Origin of the sequence: Sphingobacterium sp. SG20118 (genome assembly GCF_044740685.1) — a bacterium.
In the GTDB taxonomy this organism is placed as follows: Bacteria; Bacteroidota; Bacteroidia; order Sphingobacteriales; family Sphingobacteriaceae; genus Sphingobacterium.
Genome location: NZ_CP172826.1, coordinates 2420557 through 2447072, shown reverse-complemented (window position 1 = coordinate 2447072; position 26516 = coordinate 2420557). Strand labels below are relative to the sequence as shown.

At 38.6% G+C, this 26516-nt stretch carries 23 protein-coding genes and 1 tRNA gene; 20 read left to right on the top strand and 4 right to left on the bottom strand.

The features are described 5' to 3' along the window. Window positions 1-25 precede the first annotated feature (25 nt). Together ACFX5U_RS11460 and trxB are read left to right on the top strand one after the other, a co-directional pair. Window positions 26-976, top strand: a complete 951-nt coding sequence (locus tag ACFX5U_RS11460; RefSeq protein WP_400263541.1) for an exonuclease domain-containing protein — start codon at window positions 26-28, stop codon at window positions 974-976. 44 nt (window positions 977-1020) lie between these two features. Beyond that, a complete protein-coding gene (trxB, locus tag ACFX5U_RS11455) occupies window positions 1021-1974 on the top strand; it encodes a thioredoxin-disulfide reductase (protein ID WP_038697781.1) in 954 nt (317 codons plus the stop codon). A 103-nt stretch (window positions 1975-2077) separates the two neighbouring features. Here the strand turns inward: trxB and rnhA are convergent, their stop codons facing one another. Further along, the gene (gene rnhA / locus ACFX5U_RS11450; protein ID WP_038697783.1) at window positions 2078-2575 is read right to left on the bottom strand and encodes a ribonuclease HI; all 498 of its coding nucleotides are present in this window, start codon (window positions 2573-2575) and stop codon (window positions 2078-2080) included. A gap of 109 nt (window positions 2576-2684) precedes the next feature. On the opposite strand from rnhA, the gene ACFX5U_RS11445 reads away from it, so the two are divergent. From ACFX5U_RS11445 to ACFX5U_RS11410, 8 genes are all read left to right on the top strand, one after another. Next, complete coding sequence (locus ACFX5U_RS11445) at window positions 2685-4526, top strand: alpha-L-fucosidase (protein WP_400263540.1); 1842 nt, start codon at window positions 2685-2687, stop codon at window positions 4524-4526. Between the two features lie 43 nt (window positions 4527-4569). Then, on the top strand, window positions 4570-5016 hold the full coding sequence (locus ACFX5U_RS11440; RefSeq protein ID WP_400263539.1) for a hypothetical protein: 447 nt from the start codon (window positions 4570-4572) through the stop codon (window positions 5014-5016). 21 nt (window positions 5017-5037) lie between these two features. Then, the gene (locus tag ACFX5U_RS11435) at window positions 5038-5739 is read left to right on the top strand and encodes a Sir2 family NAD-dependent protein deacetylase (protein WP_400263538.1); all 702 of its coding nucleotides are present in this window, start codon (window positions 5038-5040) and stop codon (window positions 5737-5739) included. A gap of 133 nt (window positions 5740-5872) precedes the next feature. After that, window positions 5873-6655, top strand: coding sequence for an alpha-L-fucosidase (locus ACFX5U_RS11430; RefSeq protein WP_400263537.1), 783 nt, complete (start codon window positions 5873-5875; stop codon window positions 6653-6655). Further along, on the top strand, window positions 6618-7376 hold the full coding sequence (locus tag ACFX5U_RS11425) for an alpha-L-fucosidase (protein WP_400263536.1): 759 nt from the start codon (window positions 6618-6620) through the stop codon (window positions 7374-7376). Before ACFX5U_RS11430 ends, ACFX5U_RS11425 begins: the two co-directional genes overlap by 38 nt. Before the next feature lie 89 nt (window positions 7377-7465). Beyond that, window positions 7466-8566 carry a DUF2891 domain-containing protein gene (locus ACFX5U_RS11420; RefSeq protein WP_400263535.1) on the top strand — a complete coding sequence of 367 codons (1101 nt, stop codon included), beginning with the start codon at window positions 7466-7468 and terminating at the stop codon, window positions 8564-8566. Window positions 8567-8716: 150 nt separating this feature from the next. After that, the gene (gene htpG / locus ACFX5U_RS11415; protein ID WP_400263534.1) at window positions 8717-10606 is read left to right on the top strand and encodes a molecular chaperone HtpG; all 1890 of its coding nucleotides are present in this window, start codon (window positions 8717-8719) and stop codon (window positions 10604-10606) included. A 117-nt stretch (window positions 10607-10723) separates the two neighbouring features. Next, window positions 10724-10797, top strand: a tRNA-His gene (locus ACFX5U_RS11410). Between the two features lie 37 nt (window positions 10798-10834). Here the strand turns inward: ACFX5U_RS11410 and ACFX5U_RS11405 are convergent. The 3 genes from ACFX5U_RS11405 to ACFX5U_RS11395 all read right to left on the bottom strand — a co-directional run bounded on the left by ACFX5U_RS11405 (window position 10835) and on the right by ACFX5U_RS11395 (window position 13835). Further along, entirely contained in the window at window positions 10835-11254 is a 420-nt protein-coding gene (locus ACFX5U_RS11405; RefSeq protein ID WP_400263533.1) for a DUF1801 domain-containing protein, read from the bottom strand. A gap of 2 nt (window positions 11255-11256) precedes the next feature. Then, window positions 11257-12051 carry a TraB/GumN family protein gene (locus ACFX5U_RS11400; protein ID WP_400263532.1) on the bottom strand — a complete coding sequence of 265 codons (795 nt, stop codon included), beginning with the start codon at window positions 12049-12051 and terminating at the stop codon, window positions 11257-11259. Window positions 12052-12248: 197 nt separating this feature from the next. Then, the gene (locus ACFX5U_RS11395; protein ID WP_400263531.1) at window positions 12249-13835 is read right to left on the bottom strand and encodes an ABC-F family ATP-binding cassette domain-containing protein; all 1587 of its coding nucleotides are present in this window, start codon (window positions 13833-13835) and stop codon (window positions 12249-12251) included. Window positions 13836-14142: 307 nt separating this feature from the next. Here ACFX5U_RS11395 and ACFX5U_RS11390 point away from each other — a divergent pair, with 307 nt between their 5' ends. From ACFX5U_RS11390 to ACFX5U_RS11345, 10 genes are all read left to right on the top strand, one after another. Then, complete coding sequence (locus tag ACFX5U_RS11390) at window positions 14143-14565, top strand: HYC_CC_PP family protein (RefSeq protein WP_400263530.1); 423 nt, start codon at window positions 14143-14145, stop codon at window positions 14563-14565. Between the two features lie 89 nt (window positions 14566-14654). Beyond that, entirely contained in the window at window positions 14655-16049 is a 1395-nt protein-coding gene (locus ACFX5U_RS11385) for a TolC family protein (protein WP_400263529.1), read from the top strand. Between the two features lie 10 nt (window positions 16050-16059). After that, window positions 16060-19203: an efflux RND transporter permease subunit gene (locus ACFX5U_RS11380; RefSeq protein WP_400263528.1), complete on the top strand. Its 3144-nt coding sequence runs from the start codon at window positions 16060-16062 to the stop codon at window positions 19201-19203. A 9-nt stretch (window positions 19204-19212) separates the two neighbouring features. Next, the gene (locus ACFX5U_RS11375) at window positions 19213-20307 is read left to right on the top strand and encodes an efflux RND transporter periplasmic adaptor subunit (protein ID WP_400263527.1); all 1095 of its coding nucleotides are present in this window, start codon (window positions 19213-19215) and stop codon (window positions 20305-20307) included. Between the two features lie 13 nt (window positions 20308-20320). After that, window positions 20321-20764: a hypothetical protein gene (locus tag ACFX5U_RS11370; RefSeq protein WP_400263526.1), complete on the top strand. Its 444-nt coding sequence runs from the start codon at window positions 20321-20323 to the stop codon at window positions 20762-20764. A gap of 275 nt (window positions 20765-21039) precedes the next feature. Then, window positions 21040-21597: a sigma-70 family RNA polymerase sigma factor gene (locus ACFX5U_RS11365; RefSeq protein ID WP_280567509.1), complete on the top strand. Its 558-nt coding sequence runs from the start codon at window positions 21040-21042 to the stop codon at window positions 21595-21597. 3 nt (window positions 21598-21600) lie between these two features. Next, a complete protein-coding gene (locus ACFX5U_RS11360) occupies window positions 21601-21963 on the top strand; it encodes a hypothetical protein (RefSeq protein WP_400263525.1) in 363 nt (120 codons plus the stop codon). A 205-nt stretch (window positions 21964-22168) separates the two neighbouring features. Next, window positions 22169-22456, top strand: a complete 288-nt coding sequence (locus ACFX5U_RS11355) for a hypothetical protein (RefSeq protein WP_400263524.1) — start codon at window positions 22169-22171, stop codon at window positions 22454-22456. Between the two features lie 16 nt (window positions 22457-22472). After that, on the top strand, window positions 22473-22919 hold the full coding sequence (locus tag ACFX5U_RS11350; protein ID WP_400263523.1) for an Hsp20/alpha crystallin family protein: 447 nt from the start codon (window positions 22473-22475) through the stop codon (window positions 22917-22919). A 399-nt stretch (window positions 22920-23318) separates the two neighbouring features. After that, the gene (locus ACFX5U_RS11345; protein WP_400263522.1) at window positions 23319-26456 is read left to right on the top strand and encodes a GH92 family glycosyl hydrolase; all 3138 of its coding nucleotides are present in this window, start codon (window positions 23319-23321) and stop codon (window positions 26454-26456) included. Window positions 26457-26516 lie beyond the last annotated feature (60 nt).

Sequence of the window (26516 nt, the reverse complement as noted above, 5' to 3'; positions counted from 1 at the left end):
AACAATCTAATAATAAAAATTCGTAATGGAATTGAAACTTAAGAAACCTTTAGCTTTCTTCGATTTAGAAACTACAGGAATCAATATATCAGCAGATAGAATTGTTGAAATATCAATATTAAAGGTATTGCCTAATGCTGAGGAACAAGTATATACGAAACGGATTAATCCGCTTATGCCTATCCCTGCAGAATCGTCCATGTTTCATGGTATCTATGATGAAGATATCATCGATGCACCAACATTTCAGGGCATAAGTCAGGAAGTTGCTGACTTTATAGGCGATGCTGATTTGGCTGGCTATAACTCTAATAAATTTGATATCCCGATGCTTATGGAAGAGTTCCTACGTTCGGGTGTTGATTTTTCTTTGGAAAACCGTGTATTCGTCGATGTTCAAAACATTTTCCATCAAATGGAACAACGTACATTGAAAGCTGCTTACAAATTCTATTGCCACGAAAGTCTGGAGAACGCACATAGTGCTGAAGCTGACGTGCGTGCTACCTACGAAGTATTGAAGGCACAATTGACGAAGTATGAGGGTGCTGTATATGAAGATAAGCACGGTAAGCAATCTGTACCTGTTGTCAATGATGTGCCTGCCTTGTCAGAATTCACCAATATGACTAGGCCTGTCGATTTTGCAGGTCGTATCGTGTATAACGATGAAGGAGTAGAGGTAATTAATTTTGGTAAGCACAAAGGCCGTCCGGTGACGGAAGTTTTTGATGTAGAACCGAGCTATTATGCATGGATGCAAAATGGCGATTTTCCTTTGTACACTAAGAAGTGTTTAGAAAATATTTGGAATAGCCATAGACAAGCTAAGAGAGCAGCAAAGTCTTCGGAACCAATTCATGCTCCTGAAGATAAAAAGCAAGCCAAAAAGGAGTTTCAGAAGCAAGAAAATAAAAGTGAAAAAAGAGAGATTACCAATGATATGTTAGCTGGTCTAAAAAATAAATTTGGTTAGGTCTCCTTATTAATAAGTAAATAAAATTTATAAATAAATATTTTATGTCTCAAGAAATAGAACACGTACAGTGTTTAATCATTGGTTCAGGACCAGCGGGATACACAGCAGCGATTTATGCAGCTCGCGCTGATATGAAGCCAGTTATGTATACAGGTATGGTACCAGGTGGTCAGTTGACGCAGACAACAGAAGTAGATAATTTCCCTGGATACCCTAAAGGAATCACAGGCCCTGTTATGATGGAAGATCTGCGTATGCAGGCTGAACGTTTTGGAACCGATGTTCGATTTGGATATGCGACTAAAGTAGATTTCTCCGGTGCTGTTCATCAGGTTGAAATCGATGGAATCAAAACCGTTACTGCAGATACAGTGATTATTGCAACTGGTGCTACGGCAAAATGGTTGGGATTGGATAGTGAGCAGAAATATAATGGTTTTGGTGTTTCGGCATGTGCAGTTTGCGACGGATTCTTTTATAAGAACCAAGAAGTAGCTATCGTAGGGGCGGGTGATACTGCTGCTGAAGAAGCAACTTACTTAGCAAAACTGTGTTCTAAAGTACATATGTTGGTACGCCGTGATGAATTTAGAGCTTCTAAAGCAATGGTTCACCGCGTCTTGAATACGCCAAATATTGAGATTCACTATAACTCTGAAACGTTAGAAGTATTAGGTGATGGTCAAGTGGTGACGGGTGTACGTGTACTCAATAACCAAGATCAATCGGAAAAGGTATTGGATGTAACTGGATTTTTCGTTGCAATCGGCCATAATCCGAATACCGATCTTTTCAAGGGTATCTTAGATATGGATGAAACGGGTTACTTAATTACTAAGCCAAATATAACTGCGACGAATATTCCAGGTGTATATGCTTGTGGTGATGTACAGGATAATGTATACCGCCAAGCAATCACTGCGGCAGGTACTGGTTGTATGGCTGCTTTAGAAGCAGAGCGTTATTTAGCTTCTAAAGAGACCGTTGCAGAATAATCTGTTCTGTAAAAAAATCAGTTAGGATTTTAAAGATTCTGAAAATGCCCCGAAAAGTTAGCTACTTTTCGGGGCATTTTCTATGTTACTAAATTAGAACAACCTATCCTTTTGCTTCTTCCATCTCAAATACCGAATCTATCTTCCAACAAGATTTGTCTTTGGCAGCCTTTACGGCCAATTGGTCACAACGCTCATTAAGGGGATGCCCGGCATGCCCTTTTACCCATACTAACCGAACCTGATGCAGTTTGTACACCTGGATCAAACGAATCCATAGATCTTTATTCTTTTTACCCGCAAATCCTTTCTGCATCCATCCAAATACCCATTTCTTATCGATTGCATCGATGACATATTTGGAGTCGGAATAGACCGTTACCTTTTGGTTTAGATTTTTCAAGGCTTCGAGCCCTACAATCACTGCCATTAATTCCATGCGATTATTGGTGGTTTTGCGGAAACCACCAGAAAACTCTTTTTCAATCAATTTTCCTTTATACGCTTCGTTATCACCTGTATAAATAGTTCTTAAGATCGTACCGTAGCCTCCTGGTCCTGGATTACCGCTTGAAGCACCATCCGTATATAATTCAATCATTAGTACAAAGATAATTTATTCAGTCAAAATAGCGACTTTAAGTTTGAATTGCATAAATAAATTTCTTACTTTTCACTTTTTAAAAACCTAATATCTCAATTAGTAAACTATGATTCGAAAGAAGTCAATATTAGCTGTGTTTTTATTAGCGGTATCTAGCTATAGCGTTTTTGCACAAGAAAATAAAAACAAACAAGAGGAAGAGAAAAAGATGGAATGGTTTGAGGATGCCAAATTGGGCGTTTTTATCCATTGGGGAATTTATTCGGTGAAGGGTATTTCTGAATCTTGGGCTTTTTTCAACAACTATATCAGCCACGACAACTACATGAAGCAACTGGATGGTTTTACAGCCAATCAGTATCAGCCAGAAGAATGGGCAAAATTAATCCATGAGTCTGGAGCGCAATATTCGGTTATCACCACACGTCATCATGATGGTGTATCGCTTTGGGATAGCAAAAAAAATGATGCGATTACTACAGCTAAAGATGCTGCAGCGAAAAAGGATGTCCTGACTCCATTTGTTACAGCGCTTCAGAAAACAGGCCTGAGAACAGGTCTTTACTATTCGCTACCCGATTGGAGCCACCCAGATTATGACGTGAACACAAGAACTAAAAAACGTTATGCAGTGGCTGATGATGCGAAACGCTGGAATCGGTTTGTTAACTACTATCAAGGGCAGTTGGAAGAATTATCAAAAGCCTATAAACCTGATTTAATTTGGTTCGATGGCGATTGGGAGCATAATGATCAAGAGTGGCGTTCTACCGAAACATTGGCACAGCTCCGTAAATATAATCCCAATATCATCATCAATTCGAGATTGAACCATTTTGGTGATTATGATACTCCAGAACAAGGTATTCCTGTAATACGTCCTGAATCACGCTATTGGGAATTGTGCTATACGATGAATGACTCATGGGGCTATCAGCCTTTTGATCTGCACTATAAGTCGCCAAACATGATCGTTCGCACGTTGGTGGATTGTATCGCCATGGGAGGTAACCTATTGGTGGATATCGGTCCACGAGCAGATGGTACTATCCCAGAACAACAGGTGAAAGTATTGCAAGAATTGGGAAGATGGACATCAAAGTATAAAGAGGCTATCTACGGTACACGTGCTGGTCTTGATGCCCAATTTCTAACGGATAAAAATGCTTTTTCTAAAGATGGTAAGACACTTTATATCTATCTTGACCAAATTAAAGATAGATTGGTATTAGAGGGATTACAGTCAAAACCTACTTCGGTTAAATTTGTTGGGAACAACGAAAAAATAGCTATGAAGTACGAAGACAATACCCTGAGTCTAAATCTTCCTACCAGCAACTTTGACCCAACTGTAACCGTCTTAGCCATCACATTTGACCAAAAGCCTGAGTTTAATAAAAACAAGGCAAACGCCTTACCTGATGTAAATACGATAGTTAAACAAGGGCAGGTAGAAGAGACGATTGCAGAAATTAGCAAGTACACAAATCTGGGAGCGAACCTATTTAAAGGAAAAATCAGCTCGGACGGCGATTTATTGGATAAGCAACTGAAGTTTACTTCACCTGATGTAAAAGAGTGGGTTGCCAACAATGCAGAAGTATTGCACGATGCTGAAGCTGGCCTACCTAATGGTCATTTTGCGGGATTAAGTGCTTTATCTAAAGATAAGCAAACGCTATTTCTTTTTGTGGAAGGTACCCCAACTGGGCCTATCGCACTGAAGGGGCTTAAAAATACGATCGCACGTATTCGTATCGTTGGAGAGGGGTCAATGATAGGACATGATATCTTCAATAAACTCTATTGGAGTTCTACTCCTGGTATCGTATATATCGATGTACCGAAAGAACGACTGGACAAGCGAATGACCGTGATCGCGGTTTTATTGGATAAACCAATTGAATTGTATCGAGAAAAGGTAGGTGCTATTGAAAGTAATTTATAGATTTGTAAAGAGGCAATTAAAAATTGCCTCTTTTTTTATGCATATGAAATATATTTTAACACCTTTACTTGCGGTATTTTTTTTATCTTGCCATAACGGAAATGGTACTCAAGTACAGCGAGCAGAGGCCGACTCACTTGCACAGGCTGTGCTTGACGGGCGTCTAGACTTGAAAGAATTGGCAAATTCAAACCACTTTATGTATTTTGATGAATCTTACATGCATGATGGTACAGATATAAAAAAACTGGAGGGAATGGAAAAAGTTAAAGCCAAGGTGGTTGCTTTTCGGATTTATAAGCATCTAAGCTTAGAAAATAATCGGTATATCCTGAAAGCGAAGTCACCCTTAGATCTTCATATACCTAATGTGCTATTTGTGAATTTTGAACGCGCTTTTATCGCTTCAAACAATAAAGCAATCAGTAGTAATGATTCCATAAAACTAGCATTGCCAATCAATTTTCAAGATTCGGTGTTGACTTGGTAATTTGCACAAATACGTTGTCATATGAGAAAAAAGATCGTCGTTTTTACTGGGGCCGGAATATCAGCAGAAAGTGGTATTCAAACTTTTCGTGATGCCAATGGCTTATGGGAGGGCCATGATGTGTCTGAAGTAGCAAGTATCGATGGTTGGTATCGAAATCCTGAATTGGTACAAGATTTTTACAATAAGCGCAGAAAAACAGCGATGGAGGCTAAGCCAAATGCCGCTCATGATGCTTTAGTGCAACTCGCAAAATATTTTGATGTACAAATCATCACCCAGAATGTCGACTTGTTGCATGAGCGCGCAGGATCTGTTGACGTATTACACCTGCATGGAAGATTGGATCAAGCTTGCTCATCGGTCGATAAGAGTATGTTATATCCGGTCATAGGCCATGAAATCAAGATGGGGGATCTATGTGATAAAGGTTCGCAGTTGCGTCCTAACATTGTATGGTTTGGTGAATCAGTCCCGAATATGCCGACGGCAATAGCAATTGCCCAGGCTGCAGATATCATGCTTGTAATCGGAACTTCTTTACAGGTTTATCCTGCGGCCAGTCTGGTTGAAGTCATCACCCATAGATGCGATCTTTATGTTGTCGATAAACAGATCAATACCACTCGTATACCTAGGAAAGCATATGCGATAGAGCGCTCCGCTTCGGACGCTGTTCCTGATTTGGTCGAACAATTAATCAGTCGATATCGCACATCTTAATTTGTAATCTATTCATTACGCTAACGTTTTCGTCTTTGGAACAATCGTTTGCATGCTTTTAAACATTTCCTATACCTACCTAAATCAATATATTTATTATTTAAAAGTGATAACCCTGCGTAATCTAATAGATATGAATCGTTTGCTAAGAAAATCTTTACTAGCCACAGCCTTACTTGTTGCGACTGCTACTGTCCATGCACAATGGACTGGCCCTAAGGCTAAATCTACCGAATTGAAGGAGATTAAATACGGCCCGCTATCGCCTCCTAATCGCGATGATGAAGCTATGGTAGCCTTTCGAAACTATGGTCTTGGTCAATTTATACATTGGGGATTATATGCAATTCCGGGTAATGAGTGGGAGGGCGTAAGTGCTCGCGGAGGCGCTGCAGCTTCCGAATGGATACGGGCTTGGAGAGGACCTGATACTCCGAAAGATTGGGTAAAAACCTATGATAATTTATATAAACAGTTTAATCCAAAAGATTTTGATGCCAAGCGATGGGCCAAACAAGCGAAAGAAATGGGTGCGAAATATCTGATTTTCACGACTAAGCATCATGATGGATTTGCGATGTGGCCAACGCAGTATTCAGACTATAATATCAGTAAATCACCTTATAAGAAAGATATCGTCAAGGAAGTTGTCGATGCCTATACGGCCGAAGGAATAGATGTCTACTTGTATTTTTCGGTAATGGAATGGAACAACCCTGACTATATGGGTAAAGAACCTAAGACAGCAGCAGAAAAGAAAAAATTCGACCGATTTCTGAATTATACGCGTAACCAACTGTTGGAGTTGATGACACATTATCCACAGATGAAAGGTTTTTGGTTTGATGGCACTTGGGATCAATCTTGGATTAAGTCCTATGATTTTACCTACAAACTGGAGCAGGAAACTCCGTGAAAAACACCCCGGATTGATTATTGGCTCGCGTTTCCGAAATGATGAATATGGCAAGCGTCACTTTGATTCGAATGGCCAGATGCTGGGTGATTATGAACAGGGTTGGGAGCGTAAATTGCCTGGAGATATCACATGGTTGGAAGGTCGTGATTGGGACTGTGTAATGACTATCCCGCCAAATGGTTGGGGGTATATGAAGGACTGGTCAGGTATTTATACAAAGACAACAGATGATCTTTTAGACATGCTCGTCTATTCCGCCTCATTAAGTGGTAATTTTGTGTTGAATTTTGGACCTGATGGTCAGGGGAATATGCACCCAGAGGAAGATCGATTGGCAAAGGAAATTGGAGATTGGATGAAGGTTAACGGTGAGGCGATATATGGTGCTCGTCATGCTGGAATGACCAATTCTAAGTTGGGATATTTCACCAAAAAGGAAGATAATCTCTATTTAACTATTTTCAATAGACCGATTAACAATATCGTGCGCATATCGGTGCCAAAGACAGCGACCGAGGTGCCTGTTACAGCTACCTTATTGGCCAACGGACAGGTATTGGAAGTGAAACACGCGGATCTGGGCATCGATTTGGATAAAAACACCTATTATGATATTGTAGTTCCCCATACATTTCAAACGGATAGGGCATTTGTCATTAAGATGAAGGTGGACAGCCCGAAAGGCAAGGCTGAAAAATTAATGGACGCCAAGATGTAACAGGAACATGAAACTGTTATTGAAAAAGCTATAATCTACGGATTTTAGCTTTTTTTTGTTATTTTTAGCTTTAAATTAATGTCCTAAAAATGTCCAGAATATTCTTAACTCTTTTTGCCTGCTCGGTATTATTGTCTTGCGATAATGGCGCTAAAAACAACCCATCAAACCTTCAGAACACGACGAAAAATGCTGTTTTACTAGATACTGCTGAGGCTAAGCGGATTATGGCACTTCCGTTACATTGTCTCGAAACCGAATATCCGAATAAATTGGGACAGGTCATTGGGTCGGCACAGGACCTTAAGTCACCGAAACAATTGCATCCTATTTTTTATGGATGTTTTGATTGGCACTCTTCCGTACATGGGTATTGGTCCATCGTAAAGATACTGAAGACTTTTCCGGATCTGGCTGAAAGTAAGCAAGCACGATTGATTTTAAATGATAAGCTAACTGCAGCTCATGTAGAACAGGAGATTGCCTTTTTCTTGGATGCGAACAATACCAGTTTCGAACGTACCTATGGGTGGGCATGGCTTTTACAGCTACAGGCTGAGCTGCTGACATGGAAAGATCCAGAAGCCGAAAAATGGGCTGCTTCTTTACAACCCTTAGCAAATTTACTGGTCAAGCGTTATGAAGAATACTTACCTAAATTAGTCTATCCAATCCGTTCTGGACAACATGATAATTCGGCTTTTGGTTTTAACCTAGCGATAGACTATGCAAGAACGGTTCAAGACTCTGCATTTGAATCAGTGCTTGAGCAACATATTAAACGTCTTTTCATGAAGGATAAATCATGCTCCATAGCTTTTGAACCAAGTGGTACTGATTTCCTTTCACCTTGCCTGGAGCAGGCACTTGTGATGGCTAAGATTCTACCAGAAGAAGACTATCGAACCTGGCTGAAGGGTTTTATGCCAGATCTGTTTGCAAAAGATTTTAAACTTGAGCCGGGTATTGTCAAAGATCGCACAGATGGTAAATTGGTGCATTTGGATGGGCTTAATTTCAGTCGGGCGACTTGCCTCAATGGAATCGCATCAAAATTGCCTGAACTTCATCATTTACATGACCAAGCAACAAATCATCTCGCATTCTCCTTGCCCCACATCAGCAATGATGACTATATGGGGTCGCATTGGTTGGGCACATTCGCTTTGTATGCGATTACGCATCAATAATAGACCGGTTAAATAAGGCATCTGCATACGTGAAATGACAAAAGTTAGATTTTTAGTGTTAAAATGTGACATCTTGTCCTAAAGTGCTCGTTTGGAATATGGATTGATAATTAACAGTTGAATCATTAAGAAATTAAATATAATATATATATGAACACAGAAAAAGGATCTATTTCAATCCACACGGAAAACATCTTTCCTGTCATTAAAAAATTCTTATACTCTGATAACGAGATTTTCTTACGCGAATTAATTTCCAACGCGGTGGATGCATCTCAAAAGATCAAACGTTTAGCTTCTTTAGGTCAATACCAAGGAGAAGTGGGCGATTTACTTGTTGATGTTAAACTTGATGAGGCAGCTAAAACAATCACCATATCTGATAATGGTATTGGTATGACTGCAGATGAAATCAAAAAATACATCAATCAGGTTGCATTTTCAGGTGCAACTGAATTTATGGAAAAATTCAAGGAGGCTAATGATGCGAATGAAATCATCGGTCGTTTTGGATTGGGTTTCTATTCAGCATTTATGGTAGCGGATAATGTGGAAATCGATACTTTATCTTACCAAGATGGAGCTGAAGCGGCACATTGGACATGTGATGGTAGTACTTCTTACGAAATCTCTACGGGTACTCGTACGACACGTGGTACGGATATCACATTACACATCAATGAGGAATCAGCAGAGTTTCTAAACGAGTCCCGCTTGCAGGAAATATTGGATAAATATGCTCGTTTCCTTCCTGTAAACATTCGTTTCGGTACAAAAACGACTACCGAGCCTGATGGTGAAGATGAAGAGGGAAAAGCGAAATATAAATCTGTAGAGGTTGATAATATCATCAATAACACAAGCCCAGCTTGGACAAAAGCGCCTTCTGAGTTGAAAGACGAGGATTATTTGGCATTCTACAAAGAGCTATATCCATATTCAATGGACGAGCCATTATTCTGGATCCACTTGAATGTTGATTATCCATTTAATTTGACTGGAATTTTATATTTCCCTAAAATCAAGAACGAATTAGAAATTCAACGTAACAAAATCAAATTGTATTCTCGTCAAGTCTTTATCACAGATGAGGTCAAAGATATTGTTCCTGAATTTTTGATGTTGTTACATGGGGTTATCGATTCACCAGATATTCCTTTAAACGTGTCGAGAAGCTTCTTGCAAGCGGATAGTAACGTGAAAAAGATCAATAACTATATCACGAAGAAAGTAGCAGATAAGTTGCAGGAAATTTTTAAAGCAGATCGCAAAGGATTTGAAGAAAAATGGAATGATATCGGCATGTTTATCAAATACGGTATGCTGAGCGACGAAAAATTTGCTGAAAAAGCAAATGAATTCTGTTTATTGACTAACACAGATAAAGAGAGCTATACGATCAAAGAATATTACGAAAAGGTAAAAGATATTCAAGTTGATAAAGATGGTAACGTTGTCTATCTATATACTCATGATACAGCACAACAAGATAGTTTTATCGCTAGTGCAAAAACGAAGGGTTATGATGTATTGGTATTAGATGGACCGCTAGATACACACATCACTTCTTATTTGGAACAAAAAGGTGGTGAAAAAGTGCAGTTGAAACGTGTGGATGCTGACGTCATTGATAAGTTGATTCAAAAAGATGAGAAACAAGAATTATCAATCTCTGAAGAGGAATCTAAACAAGCTTTATCGATATTCGAAAAAGCAATCAGCCGTCCAGATATGAAAGTTGAAGTGGATGCTTTATCAGCAGATGAATTACCTGTATCGGTGACGATCGATGAGTTCATGCGTCGTATGAAAGATATGGCTAAAACGAATGGTGGTATGAATTTCTACGGTAGCTTACCTGATAATTATAAAGTGACTGTAAACGGTAACCATCCATTGGTGAAACGGATTTTATCAAGTTCTGATGAGGAGGGATCTGAATTGGCAAAACAAGCTTTTGACCTGGCTTTATTGTCGCGAGGATTACTTACAGGAGCAGCATTAACTTCATTTGTGAAGCGTAGTGTTGAAATGATCTAATCATTCAAAAAATAATAGCTTAATCCTCATTACGATACGTTGTAATGAGGATTTTTTGTTTAAAAACATTTGGAGGATATCAAATAAAAATCTACTTTTGTAGCACAAACAATCACGGTAGATGTAGCTCAGTTGGTTAGAGCATCGGTTTGTGGTACCGAGGGTCGTGGGTTCGAGCCCCATCATTTACCCAAAAGGCGAAAGATTATATCTTTCGCCTTTTTATTTTTAAGGGTATTTTCTTTTTACTGATGCTATGCTTTCCTTTATTATTTTGGACAACATATCCGCATTTATATCGGACAGTCTTTTAATATAGACACAAGCTTTGCTCATCTTAAACTTACCTAAACCCGCTAGGTTTGATTTTTCACTATCTTCATCACAGCTACATATGTAAAGGGAAATAGCTGCTTTACGCGGAGAGAATCCTATTAATGGAGCATCACCTTCGTGCCCACTTGCATATTTATAATGATAGCTGCCAAAACCGATGATGCTGGGTCCCCAGAGTATTGCAGGTTGCCCCGTAATCTCCGACATTATTTCCACGAGTCTAAGACTGTCAGATTTCTTCTGTTCATCCAGTATTTGGTCAATAAAATCCGCAACAGAATTTGTAGTTGCTCTTGTTTTATTTTTTGCCATAACTAGAAAATAGGAGAGAGCTTGTAACCTTTCGCGGACAATAGTTTGATTAACCCCTTGTCACCAACTAAATGTCCGGCACCAACCGCGAAGAGATTAGACGACTCCTGCATTTTTGAAGGCATCTTGGTTATCCAATCTTGGTTGCGCTTGGTCAAGAAATCAGCTTGCTCTTCTTTGGACAGATAGCTGTTGTCATAAATGATTGTTTCTAAATCTTTCAGATTTTCTGCTTGATATGCTGTAACCATTTTCTTAGATATGGCTGGCATATCATCCATCATATTTAAATAGGTAACGAGATCAGAGGCTTGAAACATTTTGTTCAGCATATCCATCTGAAATTTCAGTGTTTCTAAATCATCTATTCTTTTGCCTGCTGCTGTAGCCATGCTCTGCAGATCTACCTCCATTGTTTTAATATTCCGAGGATCACTACAATTCAACGTTTTTAAGCTTAATATGGATACAAATACTGCTGGCGACATCATGTCAAGCATCCGTATAGATAGCTGTTGTGAGGTCAGTATACTATCTACCTTTGCTAATTCAGCAGGTGTCAACCCTTTTAGAAACGTGGTATCTGGCTTCATCATTTCAGGGATTATCGCTTTATTTTCTTCTGAGCCAATATTCACTTCAAGAGTCAGGACGTCTACCAATGGAATCAGGTTTTTGATTTTATCTTTTAAACTATAATCTTCTTCACACATCATGTGTAAAGTCCCCAATAAATAGGAGTCTTTCTTCAACCCATTTCCTGAAATTTTCCATAACAGGGTGTTTCTCCTGAGCATGAACTGAAATTGTGGCTACAATAAAAGCAATGATAGCCAAAAATGATATTTTTTTCATATTATAAAGTGTTAGTGCTGTGTTAGTCTATTAAAGTGAAATAATGTTACACATATAAAAGAATCTTTTCTACACATCTGTATTAAATCTTCATTTATGTGATTCGATTTTTTGAGATAATGGATTAGATTCCTTTATTTTAAAGGTTGATTTCACGTTCAATATTAATCTCACTTAAGAAATAATCATCGTGTGACACAATCAATAATGTACCACGATATTCTTTGATAGCTGCAGTTAAGATCGCAATATTTTGGATATCTAAATTGTTGGTAGGTTCGTCCATGATTACCAGATCTGGAGCTATGTTATAGGTGGTCAAGCAACATAGACAAAGTCTCATCTTTTCACCTCCGCTCAAGCTCGAACAAGGTTTGTCCCAGCTTTCCTTCGCAAATAGGAATCGATTTAAACGGATTTTGATTTCATGTTCCTGTAATCCCGTATTATTGAACTGTTGGACTTGATCATAGATGCTGCATTTATGATCAATCATTGAATAATCTTGATCGATGTAGACAGATGTATGTTCGGCACGGTATAGTTCACCGCTATAGGTTTGAATTTTTTGTAATAAGATCTGTATTAGTGTAGACTTACCAGCTCCATTCTTTCCTTTTAGGGCAATACGTTCGGCACTGGAGATACTGAAACTCAACCCTTCATTCCATAGCAATTGGCCCGTATAACGCATGTTGAGATGACTTGTTTTGAAGAGTATTTTTCCAGGATGTAATGCGGAGTCTGCTAAACCAAATTTTATCCTATCACTATCGGGGATTTCCATACGCAAGCTTTGTAGCTCTTCTGATAATCCCTTGTTTTTTTCGCTATGTGTATCTTTCAATTTGGCGGTGCTTTTTTCAGCATTATTGCGTAGCGTATTCATCATTATCCTTGAAACACCTTCTTTTTGTTGTTTGGCTTTACCTCGTGCATCTAGTTTTTGTTGACGCTCTATCGTTTCGCGAGCTTTGACTTTTGATTTCCGAATTTCCTTTTCTAGATGCTTGACGTTTCCATGCAGCGCTTCGAGGTATAAATTTTTCTCCTCGAGGTAAAAGTCATAATTACCATTATAGTATACCAGTCCTGAAGAGCTCAATTCGTAGATGGAATCAAGTTGGTTTAATAAAGAGCGATCGTGGCTTACTAATATCATCGTACATGAAGTATCTCGAATAAGTTGATATAACAATGCACGATGGTTAGCATCGAGCTGATTACTGGGTTCATCGAGTAAGATCAAATTAGGTTGATGAATGCTGATTCCTGCTAAGAAGACTTTAGTTTTTTGTCCACCGCTCAACGATTCCAATTTTTGTTGCAGGTCCAGATGTGACAGGTTCCAATAACGCAATGCCTCTTGGCAGCGATCTTCAATATTCCAATCGTCGTCAAGAGTCGTTAAATTATCTTCTGTGACAATACCTGATAATATTTCATTTAATGCTGCTAATTTTGATTCAATTTTTAAAGCTTGAGCAATGGTGAGGTGATTGTACTGTCCAAATATCTGGGGAACATAATAGGTGTTACCTAAAATACTAATTTGGCCTTCCGAAGGTTGCAGTTCTCCAGCAATTATCTTTAATAGGGTGGATTTGCCGACACCATTGTTACCAATTAGAGCGATTTTTTTATTGTCTTGTATACTCAGATTGATGTTACGAAACAGTACATCTTTATTGAGATGCTGATAGGAAATATTTTGTAAAATAAGCATAATTTCTTTTTTTGATGCATAGAGGATGGTAAGCATTATAAATGCTTACATTTTTATTTTTGCAAAAAGAAATTATTGATTACATGGATGTGCTTGATTTTGAGATTTCTGAAGCAAAGATAGTAATGTTTTTTTAAGATTAAAAATAATCCTAAATCCTTTAGAGGAATAAGCGGAGTATTTTCCTAGTGGTTTACCCATATCTAGATCTATGGATTTACCTATGGAAATCTTAAAGTTTTACAAGTTTTAACCATAATATTGCAAATAGTGAAGGGGAGTTTAAGATTAGCTTTGCGGTAACATTATGAAAAAAATACTCGTCATACTCCTTTCCATGGCATATCTGGTGCTGTCTTCGGGCTTTACCCAGTATGCACATTTATGCAAGGGAACTGCTATGATGCAAATCAGCTTGACGAATATCAACGATAACCCCAATAGCCCATGTGCGATTTGTGTTGCTAAAGAAAAGGGGTTAGACAAGAAAAAGAAAGATTGTTGTAAAATAGAGGCTCTGGTCTTTAAAACCGATGAGGCAGCCAAGAAACAGTCTAGTTTTAAGTTTTCGGTTAAGTTTTGGGGCGATGCTATTCCCAATAGAACATTAGGAGCTGTCTTTGATAAAGGATTGTTATTAACGGCTTCTAACCATAACTATTATTCGTCTGCCAAAATCCCGCTTTTTAATAGACCGCTTTATATCCTAAACTGTATTTACAGAATTTAAAAATATAGGTATTGAATTCGATATTAAGTATATCCGACTGACTGTGATATGCTATTCATTCTTTATGTATAATTTTTAATTTTTTGTCTATGAATCTAAAATTCATGGCATCAATCAGTTTCTTGTTTGCTTTAAACTCTTCGAGTTTCGCGCAAGTATTGAACTTATCTGATGCGCTAGAACGTGCTATTGCATACCATGATAAAATAAAATCAAAACAGATCATTGTGCAATCCACCGCACAGAATACAATCTTTCAAAACAAACAATACCTACCTGACTTGACCTTGGGGGCACAACAAAGTTTTGGCACAATCAACGCACAGAACGGGCCATTATATGCTCATAGTGGGTTGGGATCAGCGGCAACTTCCATGCCTCTGGCAGAACAAAACTGGAATGCAGCATTTGGGTCGCTGTATTTTGCCAACATCAATTGGAATGCATTTACTTTTGGGAAACGAAAACATCAGATAGCATTAGCAACTACTAAAGAAGGTGTTGCAGTAGCCGATATGGACCAGGTTGTCTTTGAACATCAAGTTAAGGTCACGGCTGCATATCTCAATTTACTGGCAAGTCAAAGACTCAAATTTGTACAACGGAAAAATACGGAACGTGCCCAAGTATTCTTTGAGATGACAGATAGCAGGGCAACAAGTGGACTGATACCAGAAGTGGACGCTTCATTAGCTAAGGCAGAAGTGTCGCATGCCAAATCGCTAGAAATCAAAGCTTATGATAAAGAATTGGCATTCTCCAAAAATCTTGCAGTGCTACTCAATGATAAATTTCAATCCTACGAATTGGATAGTCTTTACAATACGCGTGTGCCTGTGATGAAATTGGACGGCAATATTTCAGTCGTTAAAAATCATCCGGCATTGGAATGGCAACAACGTAGGATAGAAAAAAGCAAACAGCACGAACAGTTTATCCGAAGTCATAAAATGCCTAATTTCAATCTATTTGCAGTTGCACAAGCACGTGGTTCTGGATTTGATTGGAATTACGTGCAAGATAATACAGCTTACTCTTCTTCCTACCTGAAAGGTGCAGGTATTCAAAGAAGCAATTATCTGTTGGGTGGGACATTGAGTTGGAATCTGACGAATATCTTCCGTTTTAATAGTAAAGTTAAAGAACAGCAATTCCAAACTGCTGCTTTAAAACAGGATTTTGCACTATTGCAAAAGGAGTTGCTTGCAGAAACTGGATTGGCTCAAGAGCAATTTAAAAATGCAAGTGATAATCTGGAGGAAACCAAGGTACAACTCACGGCATCGCAGGTAGCATACAAACAACATACTGCGCTATATGAAAATGGACTAACAAATCTGGTCGATTTTACACAAGCTTTGTACAGTTTGAATAGGGCAGAAATTGATTATGAAATAGCCCAAAATAATGTGTGGCAAGCGCTGCTATTACTAGCATCGGCTCAAGGAGATATTTCCATTTTATTAAAAGCGACTCAATACTAATTTTACAAGAATGAATTTAATCAGATTTGCACTTCGCAAGCCAATTTCCATTATGGTTATGGTGTTGGGGCTTTTATTTTTCGGAATTAGAGCGGCAAAAGAAATACAAGTAGATATTCTTCCAGAGATGAATTTACCAGTTGTCTATGTAGCGCACTCTTTCAACGGATACACACCGCAGCAGATGGAAGGCTATTTCACCAAAATGTACGTTAATATGATGCTTTTTACAAATGGTATAAAAAGTATTGAAACGAAAAATACGCAAGGATTGACCTTAATGAAAGTTAACTTTTATGAGGGAACGGAAATGGGCGAAGCTATCGCTCAACTGACGGCATTATCCAATCGCTCACAGGTGTTTTTACCACATGGTGCTCCACCACCATTCATTATCCGGTTTGATGCTTCATCGCAACCCGTGGGGCAGTTGGTTTTTCGAAGTGAGACGAAAACTAATAATCAATTGCAGGATATTGCCAATTTTACGGCACGTCCTTTTCTAATTGCTATCCCGGGTTTGACAACAGCTCCACCATTTGGTGGGAGTCCGCGGACGATAGAAATCAATATAGATCCAAATAAGCTTCGTGTGCATCAACTATCACCAGAGCAAATCGTGGAAATAATAAGTCGACAAAATATAACCTCTCCATCCGGGAATGTATATATTGATGATATTAATTACCTGACACCAACCAATAATACGTTGAAAAATGTTGAAGAATTTGGTGATATCCCGCTATTTAAAGGTCAGGTAGACAACGTGTATCTTCGAGATGTAGCAACTGTAAAAGATGGTGCCGATATCACGGCTGGATATGCGCTTATTGATGGTAAACGATCCGTATATATCAATATCGCCAAATCAGGAAAAGCATCGACTTATGATGTAGTCCAAAACTTAAAGAAGGTCATCCCTAATATTCAGAAAAACTTACCCGAAGATGTGCATATTTCCTATGAATTCGATCAATCTGTCTATGTCATCAATGCGGTGAAAAGTTTAATTATAGAAGGAATATTAGGAGCATTGTTAACGGGCCTGATGGTTATCTTATTCTTAAGGGATAGACGGGCTGCACTTATCGTCATTCTGACGATTCCGATATCCATTATTTCGGGGGTACTTTTTCTTAAATTATTCGGACAGACTATCAACATCATGAGCTTGTCGGGATTAGCTTTAGCAATCGGTATTCTGGTCGATGAAAGTACGGTGACCATTGAGAATATCCACCAGCATTTTGCTCTGAAAAAAAATAAGGCAAAGGCTATATGGGATGCTTGTCAGGAAATCGCTTTCCCTAAATTATTGATTTTACTCTGTATCCTCGCTGTATTTGCACCTGCCTTGGTCATGACGGGTATACCAGGGTCATTGTTTATGCCTTTGGCATTGTCCATTGGTTTCTCCATGATAATCTCCTATCTCATGTCCCAAACATTTGTGCCCATCATGGCCAACTGGATCATGAAAAACAATCATGTAGCAGAGGAAGAACAGAAAGAAACCGCTTTTGATAGATTTAAAGTACGCTACAGCAATTTTTTACAAAAATTAATGCAACATAAGAATTTGGTCGTTTCTTCAAGTATGATTTTGATTATGGGTCTTGTGGGTATTTTATATCAATACACAGGTAAAGATGTATTACCAAATGTCAATTCAAGTCAGTTTCAAGTCCGTATTACGGCACCTGAAGGAACGCGGATAGAAAAGACTGAGGAAAAAGTAAAGGCGGTATTACAGGAGTTGAACGCGCTGATTGGAAAAGATAATATTGCTATTTCTTCAGCTTATGTAGGTTTACACCCCTCAACCTTTGCCGTAAGTCCAATATACCTCTATAATGCTGGTCCACATGAAGCGCTATTGCAAGTGGCTTTGAAAGACTTTAAAGGTAACGCAGATCTTTTGAAGGATGAGATTCGAAATCATATACAAAAGAAAATGCCCGAGCTTAAATTGTCTTTTGAACCGATTGAGCTCACCGAAAAGATACTGAGTCAGGGAGCGAACACAGCTATTGAAGTCCGTATTTCAGGAATGATGAAAAAGATGAATGCGATGTCTGCGAATAAATTAATGGGCAAGCTAAAGGAATTGGATTATCTACGTGATCTGCAAATTCCACAATCAATGAATTATCCCGCTTTGGAAATTAATATCGACCGAAATAGAGCCGCTCAGTTGGGGCTTGATGCACAAGATATTGCAAAGTCTATGGTAGCGAGTACCGCATCCTCAAGGTATACGAGCAAAAATATGTGGGTAGGTGGTATGATGGGTATTGCTTATGATGTGCAAGTACAAATGCCTCAAAACATATTAAACAGTCAAGATGAATTGGCCAATATTCCACTTGCTAGGAATTCGGATAGACCTGTTTTGGGGGATGTAGCAACTATAACGCCAGTCAAGGAACTTGGTGAAAGTTACAATTTAGGAACGATGGGTTATACGACAGTCACTGCCAATGTGCATCAAACTGATCTAGCGAGAGCTCAAAAGGATGTTGAGGCGGCAATAGCGTCTTTAGGTGAGTTGCCTAAAGGGGTCAACATACAGGTTGCCGGAATGTCTCCAGTTCTAGATGATACGATGGCGAGTCTTGCCAATGGTTTGTTGATTGCTATTATTGTCATTTTCTTGATGCTTACGGCTAATTTTCAATCCTTCAAAGTATCACTAACGATTTTAACAACAGTACCTTTTGTTGTGTTTGGATCATTGATACTCCTCAAATTGACAGGGTCGACCATCAATATGCAGTCGTATATGGGTGTCATCATGGCTGTTGGAGTTTCCATAGCCAATGCTGTGTTATTGATCAGTAATGCAGAGACATTACGCCTGAAAAACCAGAATGCCATGCAGTCTGCATTGACGGCAACGAGTCTCCGAATTAGGCCGATTATCATGACAACTTTAGCGATGACAGCGGGTATGTTACCTATGGCAATTGGTTTTGGAGAGGGGGGCGATCAAGTATCACCTTTGGGAAGAGCAGTAATCGGTGGGTTAATCGCTTCTACGTTTTCTGTTTTGATCATCTTACCATTAGTATTTGCTTGGATACTGGGTAAAAGTAAAGTTCAGTCACCATCCCTAGACCCAGAGGATGAAAATAGTGTGCATTTTAACAATTAGAATAAAAAAATGAAAAACTTAATATATATAACAGCAGCATCGGCACTTATTTTCATGTCTTGTACTGACGCTAAGAAAGAGCAAAAAGGAGAAAAGAAGACCGAAATGGGAAATATGATGATGAATCCTTTTGAAACGGTTCTGATTAAAAAAACGAATCCATTGGTGATTTTGAAATTGGCCGGTGAGCTGCAGCCAGATCAAAGCACGGAGCTATTTGCCAAGATCAATAGTTACGTTAAAAATATACGAGTCGACATCGGTGATCGGGTATCTCAGGGACAAGTTTTGATGACTTTAGAAGCCCCAGAGATACAATCGCAGGTTGCTAATGCTAAAGCTAAATTCAAGGCACAGCAAGCAGTCTATCTTTCCACAAAGGCTACTTACGACCGCATGATTAAGGCGAATGAAACCCAAGGTGCTATCGCTCGCGATGCTATGGATCAGATAACAGCTCGTAAATTGGCCGATGAGGCTCAATTGGCTGCTGCTGAATCTGCTTATAAGGAGCTCCAAAATATAGATGATTACCTGGTTATCCGAGCTCCTTTCGACGGTGTTATCACCGAAAGGAGTGTCGACCTAGGAGCTTATGTTGGTCCCATGGGTAATGCACCTTTATTGATCATTCAAAACATCCACAAAATGCGATTGAAACTTTCTATTCCGGAAGCGAATACACCCTATATTAAGCTTGGTGATACAATCGAGTTCTATGTAAGATCCCAACCTCAACATAAATACTTCGCTAAGGTGAGTCGAAAATCTGGAAGTCTCGATCTAAAATTACGTTCGGAAAAAGTAGAAGCTGATTTCATCAATATCAATCATGCGCTGAAACCTTTTATGATTGCTGAAGCACGAATTGCTCTACAAAATAATGAGGCGACATTCTTTGTTCCAAAATCAGCTATTGTAGATAGCAATTTGGGAATTTATATCATCGCTGTAGCAGGAGGTAAATCGAAAAAGATTCCCGTGAGTAAAGGTCGTATCATGACTGATATGGTGGAAGTGCTAGGCGAACTGCATGAAAAAGATGTTATTCTTAAAATGGGTAATGAAGAAATACAGGATGGAACAGTTATCCCAAACAAATAAAATAAGTAAAATCATGGTAAAACAATTTAATAAAATAACGATGATGGTTCTGGCTGCCATTGTATTGATATCCTGTAATAATGAAAGACCGAAAGAGACGGACGTAATGAGTGGTATACCAACACAAACGAAGGTTGCTGATAATCATGTTACGGGCAATTCTACACCTCAAAAAGGAGATCAGGTGCCCAATAATCTGGTGTGTATGGTCAATGATGCTTATATGGGGAAGCAACAGTTGGAAGTTCCGCATGACGGAAAGATGTATTATGGTTGTTGCGAGATGTGTAAAGAACGAATCCCCAACGATGCCGCAGTCCGTGCAGCAATCGACCCCCACAGCTTAAAAAGTGTAGATAAAGCTCATGCTTATATTGTTTTGATTGGAGATCATGATGAGGTTGCTTATTTTGAAAGTAAAGATAATTATGAAGCATTTCTGCAATCGGCTAAGTAGGAGTAGGTAATGGATGAAAGGCTCAATCGAAAGGTTGGGCCTTTTTATTTGTTATGGTTCGCCCATCGTGTTACTTTGAATTGCTATCATTGAAAGTACTGACAGCTCTGAAAAACGAACATAGCATCGTTTCAAAGCCTTTATGTAGCAATAAAGATAGGATTCAAGATATTTTAATATCATCAAAATAATCTAGTACATTTATTGAAATATTTTAAAGTAAAAACTTGTGATATCCGTCTACTAAGTATATGAACGCTATTCATACTTTAAACATGTCTTATAAAGAATCATCTTCTATATCCGAGGTTGTCAAAAACTACGGCACTCAATTGCTTCGTTTCATTAATGGAAAGGTGAAGAAAATAGAAGATGCTGAAGATATTCTACAAGAAGTTTGGTATCAGACTAGCCGACTTACTAATATTGATCAGCTTGAGAACATAAGCGGATGGCTTTATGCAATTGCTAAAAATAAAATAACAGACCTTTATCGAAAGAAAAAGACAGAGTCTCTCGAAGATCATAGTTATGAAGATGATGAAGGGCGATTGCAGATAAAAGAACTATTGCTCTCCGACGATACAAATGATGCAGAATTGAAGATGTTTAAAGATGTTTTTTGGAATCATCTTATGAAAGCTTTAGATGAATTGCCCGAGAAACAAAAGAATACTTTTTTATGGCATGAGATTGAGGAGATGACCTTACAAGAGATCGCTGATCAAGAAGGTGAAAGCATTAAGACCATCATTAGCCGTAAAGGTTACGCAGTCAAGCATCTTCGAAAAAGACTTCGTGCGCTATACGATGAAATCGAATATAATAGATAAGATATGAACAATAGATTTAGTAGCAATAAAAAGGGTAAGTTTTTATTTATAATACCCTGCGTGATCATACTTGCCTTACTATTTGTATGGGGAGTGCAGTTATTATGGAATGTGCTCATTCCCGAAATATTTGGCATGAAGACCATCTCGTTTTGGCAGGCATTTGGAATCCTACTTTTATCTAAGATTCTTTTTGGAGGATTTAGATTTAAAGGTAGAGGGAATAGAATATGCAATAAACGTGACTTCAATTCACCATGTCGGCATATGACAGATGATGACCGATCCAAATTTAAAGAAGAATGGAAGCGTAGGTTCTCATCCGTATGTCAAGATCGTAAAAATGATGATGAAAATCAAATTTAGTATTAGGATATGGATTGCCTAGAAACCGAAAAAAAGGGCAGAGAATTTTATTTCTCTGCCCTTTTTTATGTCTTAAAATACTGTTTATTCAATGATTATCCTTGATAATTGATTTTTATGCTCAAAAAAGTATCGTTTGTTTAAAGTATTATTATTGTTCATGCGTCTTCTATTTAAAGGCCTTTGAAATAATTATTAACAAGACATGAAAAATAAAATGAGATTTATCATACCAAAACTTATAGGCGCTACCCTCATTGTTGGATTGCTGACCTTTGTCCTTGGACTTCTATTTAAATTATTAATAATGTGTACTGTTTTAGGCACAGCAATAATGCTTATAGCAGCTAAAATGCGAAATAGAAAATCCCGGAAAGTATTACACGGCCACAGAAGTGCCATTTCACCAGATCCGCAAACAGAATCTTATACAGCGGTTCGTCCGCAATCTGTTGACGTTCAATCTAACTTTGCGATTATTCCCATTCATTAATATTAATAAAAAGACAATGTTTAATAACAATAACAATAACAATAACAACACGACTGACTGTTTTGAAAGATATGGAAATTTGAAAAATCTATTCGAAAAACAATTTGGGAAATTAAGAAAGGAGGAATCGATAAATAGTCGACCACCTGTAAATATTGAGGAGAATGCGGAATTTTTCACTTTACAGTTATACGCTTCAGGCCTAAAAAAAGAACTGTTTAAAATTGAGTTAAAAGATAAGATCCTGACCATTTCTTATCAAATTGAAGACCAAGAGTATGAATCCGAGGGGCAGTACATGTATCGCGAATTCGTGCCGCAATCATTCCAAAGATCTTTCCAATTGAACGAACAGGTATCTACAAGAAATTTAACGGCGAGCTACGAAGACGGAGTCTTGACAGTTATTTTACCAAAAGACGTGTCGTCTTTTAAACCAGCTCAAGATATCAAGGTTGGCTAATAACCGATAGGATAATAAAGCCATTCTATTAAGGATGGCTTTATTATTAACAGTATTTGACATTTGTATTTTTGTTACATTCTTTATTAACATAGTTTTGTAATAAGCATTAGACAATACATGTATGTACAATCTATTTTTAATTCTTGCATATGTAGATACAAAGTTTTATTATTGTATCGTAAACCGAGTAAATTATTCTTTCTAATCGTGTGCAAGTACTTCTTATGTCTATATCATTCATTGAAATACACGAACAAATTTTATATTCTGTAGCATAAGCTATGCCTGTAACATCAGTAAAGATTCGGTATTTTTCACGCTAAGAGCCTATGAGTGATCCATTTTTTAAAGAAAGTGGGACAGGCTCTGAATAAATGACCAATAAAGACAGTGATTATGAATAGGCACAGTAGATTTTTATTAACAACGGGAATACTTTTTCTTGTTTTTGGGCAATCAGCCTTAGCACAGCAAAGTGTGATTTGGCAATTGGGTACTGCCGACTCTTCTAGTGCGGAGTTTGCACTATCGCCAGGAGATTATAAAAATTTTCTAGCCCATGATATGGGATATGAGGATAAACAAGTCATCATTGGTCAAAGTCAGTTGCGTAAAGATGTACCCTATGTACTTCCGGGTCCTGCAAATGAGTGGGGAGGTACAGGGCCTACCTCGGGGCTACGGACTCATTTTCTCAATTTTTACTATGTTTTAGATCAAGTAAATGCCACTGATTCTTATAATTTCGAAGTCGATTTGGTTAATTCTGATCCTAAGAATCATCCTACCTTGCAGGTATCGATCAATGGCAAAAACTATAATTATGCTATCGAAAATGGTGCAGGCACAGGCCAACCAGGTGTTGGGGCTCTGGGTAAAAAGAAGCTCATTGTGAAGCCTGACCCATCCTTACTTCGTTCAGGATACAACCATATCACATTAACAGTTCTGAAAGGTGGCTGGGTAGAATTTGATTCTTTTCAGCTATTGGGACCTGAAAAAACAAAACTTATCACAGATTATAATACGTTGGTGAAACAGATTAAGGTCGCCGATTTTGAATATAATAGTGCTTCAGGGCGGGTACAAAATCTTTTAGTTGAGGTGCTACGTCTCAAAGATGACCAAAACATCAAAGTTTTGGTAGATGGGAAGCCTATTTACCAAGGAAGTTTAAACAAAGGCTTATCGCTCTTGGAGTTGCCTCTTGCAGCTGTAAAGGAACGTAAGAAGAGTATATGTGAAATCTACATCAATGATAAGCTATCGGCTCGTCAGCAATTCATAAGAGCAGCTAAGCGACTTGGCGGAGTATCCGACTATGTTAATACCATGATGGGTACAGCCCACTCCCGATGGATGATTGCTCCAGGACCGTGGATGCCTTTTAGCATGGTAAAGCTAAGTCCTGACAACCAGAATGTCGGTTGGCAAGCGGGTTATGAACCTTCGATGGAATCGATAGGTGCTTTTAGTCATATTCATGAATGGACTATGGCAGGATTGGGTACTTTCCCTACTTCGGGTAAACTAAAAACGAAGGTTGGAGACCAGTATGATCCCGATTCGGGTTATCGCTCACGCATTGATAAAATGACGGAACATGCTCCTTTGGGTTCTTATCACGTGAAGTTGACCGATCATGATATCGATGTCGACCTGACACAAACTACGCGTGCCAGCTTTCAGCGTTACACGTTCAATAAATCGGATACTGGACGTGTGATGATCGATCTGAAAGTCAATGGTGAGTATCCTTACCAGATTGTAAACTATAAGTTGAAAAAAGTTTCCGATACCAAAATCATCGGATATAGCAGTCAGCTTTCTGAAAACGTCTGGTCTACCGATGCTAAGCAGGATTATATCGTCCATTTTGCAATTGAATTTGATCGTCCGATTATCAACTTCGGGACATGGGAAGGCGATAGTATCAGCTATATTCATGATGGTGAAGGTACAAACGTTACTGATGCAGGTATGTTTGTGGAGTTCGATGTACGCAAACAGAAAACGGTACAATTACGTACGGGTGTTTCTTATGTCAGCATCGAAAATGCTGAGGAAAATCTTCGAGAGGAAATCAGTCAACCATTTAAGTGGTCTTTCGATCAGGTTGTTGCTCATCAGCACGCTGTGTGGAATGAATTACTTGGTAGATTGGAGATTACTTCTGATGACTATCTGGAGAAGGAAAAATTCTATACAAATATGTACCGGGCATTAGCCAGTAGAAATACCTTTAGCGATAGCAACGGTCAATGGCGAGATTCGCGCGAAGTTGTCCGTGTGCTAGGTGATAAGAACGATCTAGCGCTTGGCTGTGATGCCTTCTGGAATACTTTTTGGAATCTGAACCAATTTTGGAATCTCGTGACTCCAGAGTGGTCGAGTAAATGGGTCAAATCACAATTGGCCATGTACGACGCCGACGGATGGTTAGCTAAAGGACCGGCAGGGATGGAGTATATCCCCGTTATGGTTGCAGAACACGAAATCCCACTGATAGTCGGAGCATATCAAATGGGGATTCGCGATTATGATGTTCAAAAGGCATTTGCAGCAGTGAAAAAGATGCAGATGACCAGTCCATTGAAATTTGAGGGTGGTTTCGCTGGAAATCGAGATTTAGATGTCTACCTCAAGTATAAGTATGTTCCATCAGATTTGGGACGATTTTCTAATAGTCTGGAATATAGTTATGATGATTGGACGGTTGGTCAATTTGCTAAGTCGTTAAATAAAACCGCTGATTATGAATATTTCAATGATCGTGGTACATGGTGGAAAAATGCAATAGATACCACGACAGGCTATTCACGGATGAAGGATTCAAAAGGAGCATGGTTAAAAGATTTTGATCCATTTAAATCAGGTGCAAATCATCATTATGTAGAAGGAAATGCTTGGCAGTTGACTTTCTTTGTGCCACAAGATCTACCTGGACTTGCAAAGTGGATAGGCGAAGATGTTTTATTGAAGCGATTAGAATGGGGATTTGGGGAAAGCGAAAAATGGCGTTATAATGGACCAAATGACCAATATTGGGATTACCCAGTCGTTCAGGGTAACCAGCAATCGATGCATTTTGCCTACATCTTCAATTATATGAACAAACCTTGGTTGACTCAAAAATATAGCCGTTCCATCGCCGAACGTTATTATGGACAGGGAATTTCCAATGCTTATCTGGGAGATGAGGATCAGGGACAGATGAGCGCATGGTATATTATGACCGCAATCGGTTTGTTCCAGATGGATGGTGGTACCCGAAGTAATCCGGTATATGAAATTGGGAGCCCGATGTTTAAAGAAATAACGATCAAACTGGATAATAGGTATGGTAGAGGCAAGCAATTCGTGATAAAGGCTCATAATAACAGTAAACAGAATATGTACGTGCAAGCAGCTACTCTAAATGGAAAGAGACTCGATACGTTTTATTTTGATGCTTCCGAACTATTAAAAGGTGGGGAGCTTGTACTTGAAATGGGGCCAGAACCAAATAAACAATGGGGACTCATGAAGCGCTAATATATAGATCCTATTACTATTATTGCAGGTAAGTCTGAGGCGGAAATTCGTAAAGGTTGG